The sequence below is a fragment of the Paraburkholderia sp. DHOC27 genome (genome assembly GCF_003429005.1).
Taxonomy (GTDB): Bacteria; Pseudomonadota; Gammaproteobacteria; order Burkholderiales; family Burkholderiaceae; genus Paraburkholderia.
The window spans coordinates 1,561,801-1,578,778 of record NZ_QVQV01000001.1; the positions used below are offsets into that span (position 1 = coordinate 1,561,801).

Below are 16,978 nucleotides of genomic sequence, written 5' to 3' on the forward strand. Positions count from 1 at the left end.
GAGGGGACACACTTTTATCAGGTTGCGATTGGACTATGAATTCAGACGCTGCTTCCGTGCCGTTCCTGCAAGTGGTTGGCGTGCACAAGCGTTTCACCGGCGTGCATGCGTTGCGTGGCGTGAGCCTGTCGTTTCAGCGCGGGCAGATCTATCACCTGCTCGGCGAAAACGGCTGCGGCAAGAGCACGTTGATCAAGATTATCTCCGGCGCGCAGCCGCCGGATGAAGGCGAACTGATTATCGACGGTGTGTCGCACGCGCGTCTCTCGGCGCTCGAATCGCTCGAGGCGGGCATCGAGACCGTGTATCAGGATCTGTCGCTGCTGCCGAACATGAGCGTCGCGGAAAACGTCGCGCTGACCTCGGAGCTGGCGGGCAATCAGGGACGCCTTGCGCGCACCTTCGACCGCCGCGCGCTGGCGCAAACGGCAGCCCGCGCACTGGCGGCGGTGGGTCTGCCCGGCGACGCGGAGTTTCAAAGCACGCTCATCGAAGAACTGCCGCTCGCCACGCGTCAACTGGTGGCGATTGCACGCGGCATTGCGAGCGAGGCGAAGTTTGTCATCATGGACGAACCCACCACCTCGCTCACACAGAAAGAAGTGGACAACCTGATCGCGGTGCTCGGCAATCTGCGCGCGCAGGGCGTGACGGTGCTGTTCGTCAGCCACAAGCTGGACGAGTGCTATGCGATTGGCGGCGAAGTGATCGTGCTGCGCGACGGCCAGAAGATGGCGCAAGGCCCGATCACCGATTACACCAAGGCCCAGATCAGCGAACTGATGACCGGCCGGCAACTCTCGAACGAACGGTATCGCGAAAGCGGCTACGGCGAGGAAGTCGTGCTGAACGTGAGCGGCCTCACGCGCACTGGGCAGTTTGCGGACGTGTCGTTCGCGCTGCATCGCGGCGAGATTCTCGGCGTAACGGGCTTGCTGGATTCAGGACGTAACGAGCTGGCGCGCGCGCTGGCAGGTGTCGCGCCCGCGCAGCATGGCGAGATCGTGCTGGACGGCAAGCGCATTACGTTGCGCACGCCTTCGGATGCAAAAGATCACCGAATTGGTTACGTGCCGGAAGACCGCCTGAACGAAGGGCTCTTTCTGGACAAGCCGATTCGCGACAACGTCATCACGGCGATGATCTCGAGCCTGCGCGACCGCTTTGGCCAGATCGACCGCGACCGCGCACAGACGCTGGCGGTGAATACCGTCAAGGAACTGCAGATCGCGACGCCCGATGTCGACAAACCCGTGCAGTCGCTTTCCGGCGGCAACCAGCAGCGCGTGCTGATCGGCCGCTGGCTCGCCATCGATCCGCGCGTGCTGATCCTGCATGGTCCGACAGTCGGTGTGGACGTGGGCTCGAAAGACATCATCTATCGCATCATGCAGGGCCTGTCGCAACGGGGCATCGGCATCATCCTGATCAGCGACGATCTGCCCGAACTGCTGCAGAACTGCGACCGGATCCTGATGATGAAGAAGGGCCGCGTTGCAAACGAATACCAGGCCGGCAACCTGCACGAAGCCGACCTTTATCACGCGCTGCTGTCGGAAGCGGCGTAGAGGACGTACACGCATGAACCCGCGCTTGAACCAGACCATGACCACCCCCACCGTCATCGAAGTTGCACCGCAGGTCAAACCGCCCAGCTTGCGGGGCAAGCTCGCGCGCCACCCCGAGTGGTTCACGGTGGGCCTGATCGTCGTGATGTGCGTGATCGTGGGCGCGCTGAACCCGCGCTTCTTCCAGTCGGCGACGCTGTTCGACATGCTGCACTCGGCCACCACGGTGTCGCTGTTCGCGCTCGGCACGCTGGTCGTGCTGGCCTCCGGCGGCATCGACGTGTCGTTCACGGCGATCGGCGCCTTGACCATGTATGGCATCACCAAGGCGGTGTTCGCCTGGTGGCCCGACGAACCGTTCGCGCTGATCCTGATCACCGGCGCGCTGGGCGGCATCGTGCTCGGCTTGATCAACGGCTTGCTGGTGTACCGGCTGAAGGCGCCTTCGCTGATCGTGACGATCGGCACGCAATATCTGTATCGCGGCATCCTGCTGACCTTCATCGGCACGACGTTCTTCATGAACATTCCGCACAGCATGGACCGCTTCGGCCGCATCCCGCTGTTCTTCTATCAGACCGGCGACGGCCTGCGCGCGGTGCTGCCGGTGTCGGTGCTCGCGCTGTTCGCGGCGGCCGTGCTGACGTGGTGGCTGCTGAACCGCACGATGATGGGACGCGGCGTGTATGCAATGGGCGGCAGCCTCGCCATTGCGGAGCGGCTTGGCTACAACCTGCGTGCTATCCACCTGTTCGTGTTCGGCTACACGGGGATGCTGGCGGGGATTGCGGGGATTCTGCACGTATCGAACAACCGGCTCGCCAATCCGTTCGACCTGGTGGGCTCGGAACTCGATGTGATCGCCGCGGTGATTCTGGGCGGGGCGCGCATTACCGGCGGTACTGGCACGGTGGCAGGCACGCTGCTGGGCGTGGTGCTGGTCACGCTGATCAACAACGTGCTGATTCTGGTTGGCGTGCCGAGCACGTGGCAGAAGGTGATTATCGGCGCGTTCATCCTGCTGGCGGGCACGCTGTTCGCGCTGCAACGCAAGAGCTGAACGGCAAGTTCTCTGAACGTTGGCGATGAATGTCCGCTAACGGTGCATCAAGCGGGTAAATCAAGCGAGGCCGCAGGCTCGAAAGAGCCTGCGGCCTCGCCGCTTCGGGTCCTACCTTCGACGTCGCGCTTACAGCGCGTATTGCAACGCGAGGTCGAAACCAATCACCACGAAAGAGCAGGCAATCCCCGCCAGCACATTCGCGACCCGATGTTCGAGGTCGGGATGGCGCGTCACCGCCGCACAGGCGAGGAACACGATCTCCACGAAAATCTGCAGTCCGACGAACACCAGCATGAGCAGGAACTCGTAGCCCATGTAGCGGAAGTTCTCGAAGTTCATCCCGTAGTCGAAGATCCAGTGACCGACTCGCCAGGCTTCATAGGCAAGCAGCAGGATCGGGAACAGGTAGCTGGTCACGTAAGTCGGAACCGTGGCGTGACGCAACTCGAGATGAAAATGGTGCGGGTGATTGGCGGTTTGCATGTCTCCTCCGTGTTTGAGGCAGTTCTGGATCAATGCATAAGTTGGACAGGTTGCCTCGGGAAAGGTGCAATTCGCACCCAGAGTCCACTTTGTCACCAGGGTTTCCTGAATGACGCTCCCGCGCTGCGCGCCGGGGCCATCGCATCAATCGCGTCTACGGATGAGCAAACAGCGCTCCAGGTCGTTTTGTCCGGCCCTCGAGAGACGATGTCGCAGTGGCCGGTAAAAATTATTCTGTGTTGCTGAACATGTTGCGTCGGCACTGAACGATTGCCGGCCTATTCCGCTACGCCGAACCATTGCCGCTTACTTTTCATGTCCCAGTTTCATGTCCCAATGAGCGCACCTGCCGCAACTCGGGAAACAGTTTCATCCACAACAACGCGACGCCGATCGTCGCGACGCCGCCCACCAGCACGGCAGGCTGCGCACCCCACCATCCGGCCGTCAGGCCCGATTCGAATTCCCCCAACTGGTTCGAAGAACCAATGAATAGCGCGTTCACCGCGCTCACGCGTCCCAGCATCTCGTTAGACGTGCGCAATTGCACGAGCGACATGCGCACGACGACGCTGATCACGTCCGCAGCACCCAGGGTGGCCAGCGCCAGCAGCGACACGACGACGTTGTGCGACAGCCCGAACACGATGGTGGCAACGCCAAACACGATGACGCCGCCGAACATGGCGGTGCCCGGCCGGCTGCGCAACGGGAAGTGCGCAAACCAGATGGTGCCGGCCAGCGCGCCGACGGCCGAGGCCGAACGCAGCATGCCGAGCGCAAGCGGCCCCGCATGCAGGATGTCGCGGGCGAACACCGGCAACAGGGCAGTGGCCCCGCCAAACAGGACCGCGAACAGATCGAGGGAGAGGGCGCCCAGAATCACCGGCTGCCGGCGGATAAAGCCGATGCCCGAGAAGATGGATTCGAGCGTCATGGGCGCGCGCGTGACAGGCCTTGCCTGCAACGGCACGCCCCACACGAGTGCCGCCGCCGACGCGAATGCCACCATGCATACAAGGTACGCGATGGACGGCCCGACGCCATACAGCAGGCCGCCCAGAGCGGGTCCTACGATCTGTGCAGTCTGTCCGGCGGAGGTGGCCCACGCCGTAGCCTGCGGCAGCTGCCCGCGCGGCACCACGCCTGGCAGCAGTGACGACACGGCAGGCGATTCGAAGGCGCGCGCCGCGCCCACGCAAACGGCCAGCGCATAGATCACGGGCGCGCTCAGCCAGCCCGCAAAGGTACCCACCAGAAACATCAATGCAGCAACGGCTTCGATGCTTTGACAGACGGCGGCGATGCGGCGGCGGTCGTAGCGGTCGGCGACGTGCCCGACGATCAGCGTGAGCGTGAACATCGGCAAAAATTGCGCGAGCCCGAGCAGGCCGAGCGCGTAGGCGCTGTGCGTCAACGCGTAGATGTGCCAGCCCATCGCCACGGCCAGCATCTGAAAGGACAGCGAAGAAAGCACCCGCGTGCACCAGAAGCGCTGGAACGGCCTGCTGCGCGCGACGCTGCGACGCGGCTGCCCGTCTGAAGGCGGCTCCCCTGGTGCGGGTGAAGAGTCAGTAGCGAGATCAGCAGCGGGGGCGTCGGGGGTGGGTGGCTTCATCGTAGGGAGGGCGAACCAAAGGTTGGGGTGCTACGCGTGCTGGAGCGGGTCGGCAAGTTTAGTGCATGCGCAACCATCCCGCTTAAACGGATCCACTCGGCAATGGGCTTATACCGGTCTTTCAGGCTCTTTATGCGATGTTTTACATGCTATTTGCCTGGAAAGATTGGGTAACGCTCACCCGGCCATTTCAGTTCGTGAGAGCCTTGATTAGTCGTGCTGTTGCACGGAGTAGAAACGTGCCCGGTGCGGCGATTTCCTTTTCTTTTCTCATCGCTCAAATGGGGTTACATAATGGATCGTCTTAATCCTTCAGTCCTGATTTCCGAATTTCATAACGAACACGGCGCAAATCCCGCAGTCCAGGACACGCTTTCGCTTCAGAATACGGAAAGACTGCCGTTTACTATTCGTATCGTGTCCGACGATCATTCCCTACAAAAAGCTGTCATCATGCGCAAGATGGCTTATGGCCGGCATCTGCCGGAATTCGCCAGCAGCATGACGGTGGAGGAGGGCGATCACGAACCGGGGACGGTGGTGCTGCTGGCGGAGTCGAAGCTCGACGGCGGTCCGCTCGGCACCATGCGGATTCAGACCAACCGGTATGCGCCGCTGGCCGTGGAGCAATCGGTGCAGTTGCCGGACTGGCTGCTCGGCACCCGGATGGCGGAGGCCACGCGGCTGGGTGTATCGGGGGGAATGATCGGCCGGATGGTCAAGATTGCCCTGTGCAAGGCGCTGTTCATGTATTGCGGGCAGCAGAGTATCGACTGGATGGTGATTACCGCTCGTTCACCGCTGGATCGTGAGTATGAAGCCATGCTGTTCGGCGATGTTTTTGGCAAGAATGAGTTCCTGCCCATGTCGCACGTCGGCGGCATGCCGCACCGGGTGATGGCCAAGCCCGTGGCGGTGGCGCGCGAGCGTTGGGCGGCGGTGAACCACCCGCTGTTTAAGTTTGTGTTCCAAACGCAGCATCCTGACATCGATTTGCGACCCGTAGATTTATCTTTTCAGCGGGAAACGGTAGGATGCCCGGAAGTCGTTGATTTTGAACATGGCAGGTAAAACAAAACAGGTCGGCCGTCTGGCAACGCAGCAGTTCGGCCGTCTGGCAGGCCACGTGATCTAGCGTGACGGTGACCGGGTTCCCGGACCCGGTCGTCGCGCGTACAGGGTTTGCCGCAAATGGGGAATTCCAGGTATGCAGCCGGCGACGTTCTTTTCGCGGTCGAAGTATATGCGCGCGGGGTCGTTTATCGACTGGCTACTGTACGCATTCTCCGTCTATGTCGTGCCGGCGGTTATCGCGGCGGCGACGGTCGTCGCGCTGCTATGGGCTCCGCATCAGTTTCAGTCGAACGGTTCGGTCACGCTGGATCTGCACGTGGTGCCCGACCACGACGCGGCGCTGACGCCGGCCGATGCGCTGGCCGCGCTCAACGCCGCGCGCGCGGCGCCCACCACCCGCCGCTACAGCACCCGCCTCTCCGAATCCCCGTTCTGGTTCACGTTCAACGTGCCGGACATGAATCCGGGAAAACCCACGCTCATCGAGTTTCCGTCACGGCACGCGCAGACGCTGGCATGCTGGGATGCGGCGACCCTGGCGCCGCTCGGCGCCGCTGACCGCTACACGACGAGCGGCAAGCTGCGCGCGGTCAAGGCTGGCTTTGCACTGCGGGTGGAAAAGCCAGCGAGCCAGGGGCCGATCCTGTGCCGCGGCACCTTCTCCGGTCCGGCGTACCTGAATGCGCTGGCATGGAGCTATTCCTCGCTCGAAACCTCCATTCTCGACTTCCAGGAAAGCTCGGCGCTGATCGCCGGCGGCCTGCTGACGCTGGCTGTGTTCGTGTTCGTGACCGCGATCATCAACCGTGAATGGACGTACGTGATCTTCGCGGCATGGCTGGTGGGCAACCTGCGGTTGTGCGCCAACGCAATGGGCTGGGACATGGAATGGACCGGCCGGGTGATTCCGCCGGAAACCATGCAGGTGCTGCGTCAGGTCACCTTCGCCGCGTATTACCTCGTGACCGTGGCGCTGTTTTCGCAACTATTCCGGCGCGAACTCAAGGTGGCGGGCTACCGCTGGATGCTGCGGGTGGTGCAGTACGACGGCCTGCTGCTCGCGGTGGCCTCCGTCGTGCTGCCGTACGCGCAGTTCATCCCCGTGCTGTGGACGCTCTCCAGCATCGGCATGGTGGTGCTGATTTTCCTGCTGGCGCGGCTCGTCTGGCTGACCCGTTCGCGCACCGTGCTGTGGTACGTGGCGTCGATGGCGGTGGTGCTGTTCGCCACCTTCTCCGAGGTGCTGGGCGCCGCGTTCGGCATCAAGCTGCTGTTTGGCGGCGTCAATCCGGTGATTACGGCGCTCTCGTCGAGCATGATGGCGGCGTTTGCCATTGCCGAGCAGATGCGCGCGGAACGCGAGCGCCGCCGCCGCATGCAGACCGAACTGCGCAATACCTACGACGTCACGCCCATCGGCCTCTTCACGCTGGATGAAGGCGGCCATTTCGTGCGTGCCAATCCGGCGTTGCGCGCGATGCTCGATCTGCGCAAGGCCGAGTACAAGGAGCGTCACTGGAAAGATTATTTCGAGCCGGGCGCGTGGGGTTCGCTGCAGGCGCTGGCCGAGAAGGGCAGCGAGGGCGAACTCGAAGTGGGCGGCTCGAGCGATTTCGGCACCGAAGAGCGGCGCTATTCGCTCAAGGCAACCCGCTCGAACGGCTGGATCGAAGGGTCGCTGCAGGATGTGACCGAGCGTTCGAAAGCGATCGAACGGCTGCAGTTCCTCGCCGAACACGACCCGATGACCGGTTCGCTGAACCGCCGCGGCGTCGAACTCGCGATCGCCGCGCAAAGCGAAGAGGTCACGCCCTGGGCGCTGGCGTATATCGACCTCGACCGTTTCAAGCTCGTCAACGACCTGTTCGGCCACCGTGCCGGCGACGAAGTACTCAAACAGGTGGCCGCGCGCACCCGCACGCTGGTGCGGCCCGAGCATGCCGTGGGGCGGATTGGCGGCGACGAATTCATCTGCGTGATGAGCAACACGACGATCGACGATGCCATCGAGCAGTGCCGAGAACTCGTCACCTTGCTGAGCGCCGCGCCTTATCAGGTGGGCAATTGCGCGTTCCAGGTGAAGGCGTCCATTGGTCTGGTGGAATGCTCGACCGGCGTGCGCGTGCAGGATGCGCTCTCTAATGCCGATGGCGCGTGCCGTGAGGCGAAGAACGTCGCACACGGCCACCTCGTCACGTATCGCAAGGGCGCGGCTGCCTTCGAGGAGCGCGCCAAGGAACTGATGCTGGTCGAAACGCTCGGCCAGAATCGTCTGCCGTCGGGGCTCTTCCTGGTCATGCAGCCCATCATGTCGCTGGCGGCGCCTACCGGCTCGCTCGACTTCGAAGTGCTGCTGCGCTGGCGCGCGCCCGATGGCTCGACGCTACCCGCCGGCAAGGTGATCGTGGCTGCGGAGGAATCCGGCAATATCGCGGCCATCGACCGCTGGGTGCTCACCTCCGTGCTCGAATGGCTCGAAGCGAATCGGGCTGCGTTGCCGAAGACGCGCTTCATCTGCGTGAACCTGAGCGGTGGGTCGCTCAACGACGAGCAGTTCATGGAGGACATCTTCGCGCTGTTTGCGCGGCATCGCGCCATCATTCGGTACCTGTGCCTCGAGATCACGGAAAGCGTCGCGTTGCACGATCTGGAGAACACCCAGCGCTTCATTTCGCGCGTGCATGACATGGGCGGAAAAATCGCGCTCGACGACTTCGGCGCCGGTTATACGTCGTTTAAATACTTGAAGGATCTGTCGGCCGATGCGCTGAAGATCGACGGCGAATTCATTCGCACGATGTGTGCGCATCCGGCCGACACCGCCATCGTCGAAGCGATCGTCGCGCTGGCACGCAACCTCGGCATGCGCAGCATCGCCGAGTGGGTGGAAGACGCCGAAACGCTCAGCGCGTTGAAGGAGATTGGCGTCGACTACGTGCAGGGCTTCGTGATCGCGAAGCCGCAGGAGAGTTCCGCGATTCTCGTCGCGAGTTCCGCCGCGAGCTTCATCAAGGACCCGGCCACGCAGCGCTTCGTCGACAATATCGTTCACCATGCCGAGCAGATTGAGGAAAGCTACGAGGCGCGCGTGCGTGCGGATCTGCATTGAATGGAACGTGTTGCGCGTGATGTGACGTGAGGTGCGGCTCGCCGTATGTGTGTGCATGCGCGCACTGCTGCATTCGTCGCTTCGTTGGTTTGATCGCTGCTACATATGTTGCTTCGTGCACGATTCAATCACGCTACATTTGCGTGCGGTGTGCGTTCGATGAGTGCTGACTCATGTGGTTTGCATTGGTCCGCATGTGGTTCGCTGGTCGATGCAATCCACGCACGCTGTGCAATCTCCAGATTACGTTCCTTTGACGACGATGCCGCTGTCATCGCGAGCTGCCGCGCGTGATCGCTGCGCGGAGAGTGCTTCAGTGCGACGCGCGCTCTTATAAGTCACGCACACTGGCGCAAGGATTAATTTCTGCCGTATTATCTTCGCCGCGAATTGGCTTTAGATAATCGCTGTTTAAAGCCGCTTACGTTGTGGTTTAAATCGGCTTTCTGGTTGCCGCTTGATATTGCGTCGAGTCCACATTGCAATTTGTCCGCCATTGCTTCATCGCGAGAGCGCATTGCGGATTACACAACGCGACTATCTTTATGCAGGCATGCCTTATGAGGAGCGGTCTATATGCAGATGGACATTCGCGAGGCGACAGTGGGCGACGCGCAGAACATCGCAACCGTTCATGTGGCGTCGTGGCAGGCAGCGTATCAAGGCATCATGCCGGCGGGGTTCCTGGAGGACTTGTCGGTGGCGGCGCGCACGAGGAACTGGCAGTCGGCGCTGACGGCAGGCAAACTGCGCGTGCTGCTCGCATCCGTTGATGGTGTGCTCGCGGGCTGGGTTGCATTTGGCGCATGCAGGGACGCCGACAAAGACAGCCGCTGGTCGGAAGTGGAAGCGCTCTACGTGTCGCCGGCTTACTGGCGACACGGCGTGGGGCATGCGTTGCGCGTGGCGGCGTGCGCGCAGTTGCAGCAGGCAGGGTATGAGCATGTCGTGCTGTGGGTCCTCGCGGCGAACCAGCGTGCCATTGCGTTTTACGAACGCGCGGGCTTCGTACGGGATCAAGCGAGCAAGGACATCGTGGCAGGTGGTGTACCGTTGACTGAGGTTCGTTATTGCAAGGCGTTGGCGGCCAGTCTGAACAACAGCGTCTCGCCTCTGCTTGAGAAGGATAACGAAGTAATCGAACAGACAGATGTGCTCGAGGCTCGCGTGCGGGGCGGCGACGACAGTGCCAGCCCGGCCACGAGCCGTGATAAACAGGAGAGGTAGACATGCAAGTACGGAAGGTTCGCCTGGCTGCTGCGCTCGTGTGCAGTTTGATCGCCAGTGTGGCGATGGCACAAAGCGGCGCAGATGCCGGCATCAAAACCGAAGCGCGACAGACAGGAGCGTTTTCGAGTGTGCGTTTGAATGGCTCGGTTGAGGGCTCCTTCTCGATCAGCCCGACCACCTCGGTCACGGTCTCTGCGCCCGCGGATGTCTTGCCGCACGTCACGACCACCGTGAAAGATGGCGTGCTGACCGTCGAGATCAAGGGTATCGAAAACGTAAGCGGCCCGGTCAAGGTCGTGATGGCAGCCCCGGCGCTGGAAGGCGCCGGCGTGGCGGGCTCGGGATCCCTGCACGCGGCAGGTCTGGCGGGCCGTTCGCTGGCGCTCGCCGTGAGCGGCTCAGGTTCCATCGAAGCAGGCGGCCAGGTGCAGCAAATCAGCGCCTCGGTGGCGGGTTCGGGAAGCATTGATACCCATGCCATTCACGCCGGCAAGCTGGTCGCCAACGTCCAGGGTTCGGGCGAGGTGAACGGGTATGCGGCAGATGCCGCCACTGTCAACGTGGTGGGGTCGGGCGAGGTGCGGGTGCTGGGCAAACCGGCCACGCGCACGGTCAACCGTATCGGTTCGGGCTCCGTGAGCTTTCAGTAAGGATATGGGCCGGCGTGGCTGCCGGCCCGTTCCATTTGCCGATTAACGCGCCGCAGCCCCCTCATTTCCTCCGATCGCACCGCGCGTCCTTGCCGTAACCTTCATCGTCAGGGCTTCCTTGCTCGTTCCGCGCGCGGGTGGCAGACAGCCGGCCTTCGAAGCAGGCCGTCGAAGCAGGCCGCTCCAACCTGGTTCACCCACACCGGAAACAGGCAGGTTGCCACTTTCCAGCTTTCCCGCTTTTTCACCACGCAAAACGCAGCGACGACCCAGATGACTTCGGCTTCGACTCTCGCGCCTTCCGGCGCTGATCAACTGGAGCGCAAGGAGCGCCTGCAAACGGCGGTGTCGCTCTGCCAGGGCGGCAAGTTCGCCGAGGCGCTGGCACTGCTGCAACCTGAGCTGCAACCCGAGCTGCAAGCCGAGCCGCACACCGGTAGCAACGTGGTCGACGCTGGCGATGCTGGCCCCGAGGATCTCGCCGCGGCCGAGGCCCGCATCGAGGCGCTGAACATCGCAGCAGTCTGCGCACTGGGTCTGAAACAGGCGGAAGCGGCTGAAACCTGGTGGCGTCAGTCGATCGCGGAGCAGCCCGCGTTCATCGACGCCTACAACAACCTCGGCATCATGCTGAAGGCGCTCGGCCGGCTGTCCGAAGCAGAGGAACTGTTTCGCAGCGTGACGCGCATCCAGCCCGACGAGGCGCAGGCGTTCAACAACCTCGGTGCGGTGCTGTACGCGCTGAAACGGCCACAGGATGCCGAGCAGGCCTATCGTCAGGCGCTCGCGCTGCGTCCGGACTACGCCGAGGCGCACTACAACCTCGGCATCGTGCTGTACGACGACCGGCGTTTCGCGGCGGCAGAGACGGCCTATCGCGACTCTTTGGCGGCGCGGCCCAAGTGTGCCGAGGCGCACAACAACCTGGGCAACGCGCTCAAGGAACTTGGCCGCCTGGCGGAAGCGGAGCAGGCCTACCGGCAGGCGCTGCTGGTGCGTGCACAGTACCCGGAGGCGCTCAACAATCTCGCGGGCGTGCTGAAGACTTCCAAGCGCCTGCCCGAAGCCGAACTGGCCTGCCGTCTCGCGCTCGCGGTGCGCGCGAATTACCCCGAAGCGCACAACAACCTGGGTGGCGTGCTCGGCGATCTCAAGCGTCTGCCGGAAGCCGAGGCGTGCTACCGGCAAGCCCTGGCGCTGCGACCGGGTTACGCCGAAGCGCACTACAACCTGGGCATCGTGTTGCAGAACATGGACCGGCTGCCCGAGGCGGAGGCGGCTTACCGCGACGCGTTGCGCTGCAATCCGAACGCCGTCGAGGCGCTCAACAATCTGGGCAACGTCCTGCATGCACTCGACCGTCTGCCGGAAGCGGCCACGGCTTATCGCGAGGCGCTCGCCATGCGGCCCTCGCTTGCCGAGGCACAGTACAACCTGGGCCATGTGCTGAAGGGGCTCAAGCGCTTGCCCGAAGCCGAGGCGGCCTACCGTCAGGCGTTGGTCCTGCGCGAGGGTTATGCAGAGGCGAATTTCGCGCTCGCCATCCTGCTGATCAGCATGGGTCAATTCGACGAAGGCTGGCGGCGTTATGAACAGCGCAACCAGATGCCGGCCTTCATCCACGGCAAGACCGAAGCGCTGCTGCCCATTCCGAAGTGGCAGGGCGAATCGCTGGCGGGCAAAACGTTGTTGATCTGGCAGGAGGACGGTCTCGGTGACATGCTGCAGTTTGGCCGCTTCATTGGCCATCTGCAGACGTTTGGCATCAAGCGGGTCGCCGTGGTGTGCATGAGTGCGTTGCGTCGTGTATTTACCGCGCTCGACGGTGTGGATGTCGTGCTCGACCACGCAGCGGGTCTCGTCGACGCGCCCGGTTACGACTACTGGGTCAGTCTGATAAGTCTGCCGTTGCGCACGTCCACGACGCTGGAGACGATTCCGCCGGCCTGCTACCTGCGCGCCGAGCCGTCGCTGATGGACCACTGGCGCCCGCGGCTTGCCGCGTTGCCAGCCGGTCGGCGCATCGGCGTGGTGTGGAAGGGCAATGCGCGCCATCACAACGATGCCAACCGTTCTCTACCCTCGCTCGCGGCGTTGGCGCCGCTGTGGAGCGTGCCGGAACTCGTGTTCGTGAGTCTGCAGAAGGGCCAGGGAGAAGACGAGGCACAGCGTCCGCCAGCCGGGCAGCCGCTGTTGCATCTCGGCTCGGACGTGAACGATATGGCCGATAGCGCGGCGATCGTCGCGCAACTGGATCTGGTGATCTGCGTCGATACGTCCATCGCGCATCTGGCCGGCTCGCTCGGCAAGCCGTGCTGGGTGCTGCTGCCGGCTGAGGATATCGACTGGCGCTGGATGCACGATCGCACGGATACGCCGTGGTATCCGCAGACCATGCGCCTGTTCCGTCAGACGCCGGGCGAGGGCTGGGGGGCGGTGATCGAGCGCGTCAGAGAGGCGTGTGTGGAAAGCTTTGCGGAGTCGCTCGACGCGCAGGCTTCGTGACGAGCGTTGCGGTTAAAGTACTGCGGAGAAAGCACCGCAGAGAAAACACCGCAGAGAAAGCACCGCACTGCGGATAGAGCACGATACCCGCTTCAAGCTGCCGCGCACCTGCTTCGTAGCGCCGCAAACACGCCTTAGAGCACCGCGAGCCAGCCACCGTCCACATAGATGATCTGGCCATTCACATAGCTCGATGCCGCCGACGCCAGATACACAGCAGTGCCAACCAGTTCCTCCGGCTTGCCCCAGCGTTGCGATGGATTGCTGCTCTTGACCCATGCGTCGAAGCTGGCATTCTCGATCAATGCCTGGTTCATGTCGGTGAGGATATAGCCGGGTCCGATGGCATTTGCCTGGATATTCGCGGCGCCCCATTCCGCGCTCATCGCGCGGGTCAGCATCTTGATGCCGCCCTTGGCCGCCGTGTAGGCGCCGACCGTCGCCCGCGCGCCCTCGCTGGTGAGCGACCCGATGTTGACGATCTTGCCACCCGTGCCGCGCGCAATCATGCGCCGCGCCGCCTGCTTCGCGACGATGAACGCGCTCGTCAGATTGGTGTCGATCACGCGTTGCCAGTCGCTCAGTTCGAGTTCTACCAGTGGTTTGCGAAACTGGATGCCCGCGTTGTTGACGACGATGTCGATCGTCACGCCTTCGCTGTCCCACGCCTCGAATGCGGCGGCGACAGCCTGCTCGTCCGTGACGTCGAACGCACGGCCGTGCGCCTTCAGGCCCTTGTCGTGCAGACGGGCGACGGCCTCTGCAACCGTATCCGCGCGGGTGCCGTTCACGAGGACGGTAGCGCCTGCCGTGGCCAACCCTTCAGCGAGCGCGAAGCCGATGCCGCGTGCGGAGCCGGTGATGAGCGCGGTGCGGCCCGTCAAGTCGAATAGCGAAGTCATGCGGATGTCCTGTTGTGCGGAACAGCGGCGGGGGCCGGTGTCCGGATTGAAGTCTCGGTGCGTGCGACACGTCGCGCGCGTTCATCAGCGTGATGTTAGCGGTTTGGTGAGTGCAGGGTTTGGTAAGCAGGTTTTGCAAGAAGATCCAGCAGGCAACTTCGGCAAGCGGCCCACAGCAAGCGCGGACCGCGTAACCAACGCCACCTGACGGCCCCGCCGACACGGATTGCGCACCCGTGCTACTTTTGAACCTTTTGCTGCGGCTGGCCCGGGACGCGCGTTAGAAGCACCTCGGCGTATTGGCTCGGTCACGGATGCGCGGTTCGATTAACCCTTCTCACGACTCTCGACGAACATGAGCTTTTCGGTAGACAGCATCGATCACCTGGTTCTCAACGTAGCGGATGTCGAAGCCAGCGCGGCCTGGTATGAGCGCATGCTCGGCATGCGGCGGGTGGATTTCGACTCCGGCAGCGGCACGCGCGTGGCATTGCACTTCGGCACGCAAAAGCTCAATCTGCGTCCGAAGGACATGGATACGGTGGCGTGGTTCACCGGCGCGGTGGTGGCGCCCGGCAGCGAGGACCTCTGCTTCGTGACGCGGGCCAATCCCGAGGACGTCAAGGCCTTCTGGCTGTCGCAGGGCGTGGCGATCGAGGCAGGCCCGATGCCGCGCTCCGGCGCACGCGGCCCGATGACCTCGGTGTATTGCCGCGATCCGGATGGCAACCTGATCGAAGTGGCCACGTATTCTTGAGAGGAGGGGACGTGGGCCAAACCGCGCTCCATGCCCTGGCCGCCAGGGCTAACCTCGACTCACTTGCGCTTGCGCAGTTCCTGGCCTTTCTCGGTGATGATGGAATCGAAATCGTCGACCTGTGAGAAGCGCACCGCCTTGACCACGCCGAGCTTGCTGGTATCCACCACCAGATGGCGCTCGACGGCGCTCGCCATTGCCGCCTGCTTGAGCGCCACTTCGTGGAAATTCCAGCAGGTGACGCCGCGCGCCTGATCCACCCCGCCCGCCGAGATAAACGCCTTGTTGATGCCCATGCGGCGCAGCATCTCGATGCTTTCCTCCCCGGAAAACGAGTCCGAGGACGGCACGTACATGCCGCCCAGCAGGATCATCCGCACGTTGGGTTTGCGCCGCAGGATTTCCGCGACGTTCAGCGAATAGCAGACCACCGTGACGTGACGCTCCGCCGGGATCAACCGGGCGAGGGTGGTGAGCGTGGTGCCGCAGTCGATGAAGAGCGTCTCGTCGTGCGTGATCAGCTTCGCGGCGACCGCCGAGGCTTCCGCCTTGGCCTGTGCGAAGTGGTCCTTTTCCTGTTCCAGCGAATAGCCGGCGGTGTTGGGCACGTCTGTGGCGCTGACGATGTAGCCGCCGAGGTAGGTGAACTGGCCCGGACTGCCGGCCACGTCACGCCGCACCGTCATTTCCGACACGCCGAGCAGGGCGGCTGCGTCGCGCAGGCGCATCACGTTTTGTCTGGCCAGCGCGTCAGCGAGCGCGCGAAGGCGATCAGTTTTCAGCATGGAACTCCTGGGCCCGTGACGCGCGACAGTGGGATCGGCGCGTTATATTTCGTTCGAATTCGTGAAAGGATTATAACAAGGCCGAACGCCTGCGGCGAGTTGTCAAGCGCGCTTTTGGCGGATTTTTGTCGCTGCGATGCGTCCTGAATCGCGTTCGGGTCGCGCGCGCCGCCGCGTGGTTTCGCTTGGTAAATCGGGGCAATGCTCATATTCTGACAGTCTGCGCCCGGGAACTGACAGGACAATACCCGGTCTTTTGCATATTCAATTACAGGAGTCCTAGCCCATGACGCGTCCCGTCGATTCCGGCGTCATTTTCCTCGCACGCCTCGCCCTCGCCGTATTGTTCCTGTGGGGCGGCGTGATGAAACTGGTGGGATACGCGGGGTTCGTGGGCTATCTGCATACGCGGGGCGTGCCGTTCGTGCAGATCGCCGCGCCGCTCGCCACCGCCGTCGAGACGCTGGGCGGCCTGTGCCTCGTGCTCGGTTTCCGGATTCGCGCGCTGGCGCTCATCATGGCGGTGTACACGGTGGCGACCGCGGTTCTCGGGCATGATTTCTGGAACGTGACGGATCCGGTCATGCAACACGACATGGTGATTCACTTCTGGAAGAACATCGGCATTGCCGGCGGTTTTCTGCTGCTGTTCGTGACCGGCGCCGGGTCCTTGAGCGTGGATGGCGCCCGCGCGCCGCGCGGCGGTCTCGGTCAACTGAGCCGTTGATCCCGCCACGTTGCCGCCGCACGGTCACATACCGTTACGCTGCTGATTGGCCCGCGCCTGCGGGGTTTAGTGAGTCGTCCGTTGGATTTCGTTGGGCGTCGTCGTCATTGGCGAGTACAGCTTGTGCGCCGCCCCATCTCTTCGCATCGAGCTGTCTGGGAGGAAACAACATGATTCAAAGTTTTGAAGCCACGATTGGCGGTAACGCCATGCAGTTTTGCGCGAGTCTCGGTGAAGGGCCCACGCCGCATCGGGTGATCATCAGCCGCGCGGATTCGGCGGAAACGCTGGTGATCCTCGACGCGTCGGGTTTTATCAGCACGATCAAGGCCGAGATCGAAGAGCCGGCTACGCTGATCGCCGACGCGATCCGCAAGGTGCAAAGCGAAGGGCTGATCGAGCGCGCACTGGATACGGGGGTGATTCAGGAGGCGACGCTGTAGCGGGCGACCCGGCTTTGGTCTGCGTGACGCAAGGGCCGGGTTGAATACGCGAGATGCGATCGCC

General features: G+C 63.0%; 14 protein-coding genes. 10 read left to right on the forward strand and 4 right to left on the reverse strand.

Annotation, left to right across the window (positions count from 1 at the left end; genetic code table 11):
- Positions 1-35: 35 nt before the first annotated feature.
- Positions 36-1,568: a sugar ABC transporter ATP-binding protein gene (locus D0B32_RS06845; RefSeq protein WP_117332995.1), complete on the forward strand. Its 1,533-nt coding sequence runs from the start codon at positions 36-38 to the stop codon at positions 1,566-1,568.
- A gap of 13 nt (positions 1,569-1,581) precedes the next feature.
- Entirely contained in the window at positions 1,582-2,628 is a 1,047-nt protein-coding gene (locus tag D0B32_RS06850) for an ABC transporter permease (RefSeq protein WP_117332997.1), read from the forward strand.
- 129 nt (positions 2,629-2,757) lie between these two features.
- On the opposite strand, the gene D0B32_RS06855 is transcribed toward D0B32_RS06850, so the two are convergent.
- Positions 2,758-3,114, reverse strand: a complete 357-nt coding sequence (locus D0B32_RS06855; RefSeq protein WP_117332999.1) for a hypothetical protein — start codon at positions 3,112-3,114, stop codon at positions 2,758-2,760.
- 313 nt (positions 3,115-3,427) lie between these two features.
- On the reverse strand, positions 3,428-4,732 hold the full coding sequence (locus tag D0B32_RS06860; protein WP_117333001.1) for an MFS transporter: 1,305 nt from the start codon (positions 4,730-4,732) through the stop codon (positions 3,428-3,430).
- A 294-nt stretch (positions 4,733-5,026) separates the two neighbouring features.
- Between D0B32_RS06860 and D0B32_RS06865 the strand changes: the two genes are divergently transcribed.
- The 5 genes from D0B32_RS06865 to D0B32_RS06885 all read left to right on the forward strand — a co-directional run bounded on the left by D0B32_RS06865 (position 5,027) and on the right by D0B32_RS06885 (position 13,300).
- Positions 5,027-5,803, forward strand: a complete 777-nt coding sequence (locus tag D0B32_RS06865) for an N-acyl amino acid synthase FeeM domain-containing protein (RefSeq protein ID WP_259294900.1) — start codon at positions 5,027-5,029, stop codon at positions 5,801-5,803.
- A gap of 136 nt (positions 5,804-5,939) precedes the next feature.
- Positions 5,940-8,915, forward strand: coding sequence for an EAL domain-containing protein (locus D0B32_RS06870; RefSeq protein WP_117333003.1), 2,976 nt, complete (start codon positions 5,940-5,942; stop codon positions 8,913-8,915).
- Positions 8,916-9,491: 576 nt separating this feature from the next.
- A complete protein-coding gene (locus tag D0B32_RS06875) occupies positions 9,492-10,142 on the forward strand; it encodes a GNAT family N-acetyltransferase (protein WP_117333005.1) in 651 nt (216 codons plus the stop codon).
- A 2-nt stretch (positions 10,143-10,144) separates the two neighbouring features.
- The gene (locus D0B32_RS06880; protein ID WP_117333007.1) at positions 10,145-10,795 is read left to right on the forward strand and encodes a GIN domain-containing protein; all 651 of its coding nucleotides are present in this window, start codon (positions 10,145-10,147) and stop codon (positions 10,793-10,795) included.
- 273 nt (positions 10,796-11,068) lie between these two features.
- A complete protein-coding gene (locus D0B32_RS06885) occupies positions 11,069-13,300 on the forward strand; it encodes a tetratricopeptide repeat protein (RefSeq protein WP_117333009.1) in 2,232 nt (743 codons plus the stop codon).
- A gap of 134 nt (positions 13,301-13,434) precedes the next feature.
- Here the strand turns inward: D0B32_RS06885 and D0B32_RS06890 are convergent, their stop codons facing one another.
- Positions 13,435-14,202 (reverse strand): SDR family oxidoreductase, encoded by a 768-nt coding sequence (locus D0B32_RS06890; protein WP_117333011.1) that lies wholly within the window; start codon positions 14,200-14,202, stop codon positions 13,435-13,437.
- A gap of 355 nt (positions 14,203-14,557) precedes the next feature.
- Here D0B32_RS06890 and D0B32_RS06895 point away from each other — a divergent pair, with 355 nt between their 5' ends.
- Entirely contained in the window at positions 14,558-14,959 is a 402-nt protein-coding gene (locus D0B32_RS06895) for a VOC family protein (protein ID WP_117333013.1), read from the forward strand.
- 59 nt (positions 14,960-15,018) lie between these two features.
- Here D0B32_RS06895 and D0B32_RS06900 read toward each other — a convergent pair whose 3' ends face one another.
- Positions 15,019-15,744, reverse strand: a complete 726-nt coding sequence (locus tag D0B32_RS06900) for a DeoR/GlpR family DNA-binding transcription regulator (protein WP_117333014.1) — start codon at positions 15,742-15,744, stop codon at positions 15,019-15,021.
- A gap of 286 nt (positions 15,745-16,030) precedes the next feature.
- Between D0B32_RS06900 and D0B32_RS06905 the strand changes: the two genes are divergently transcribed.
- Positions 16,031-16,471 (forward strand): DoxX family protein, encoded by a 441-nt coding sequence (locus D0B32_RS06905; protein WP_117333016.1) that lies wholly within the window; start codon positions 16,031-16,033, stop codon positions 16,469-16,471.
- A gap of 170 nt (positions 16,472-16,641) precedes the next feature.
- Entirely contained in the window at positions 16,642-16,914 is a 273-nt protein-coding gene (locus tag D0B32_RS06910; protein ID WP_117333018.1) for a hypothetical protein, read from the forward strand.
- The last annotated feature ends 64 nt before the right edge of the window (positions 16,915-16,978 follow it).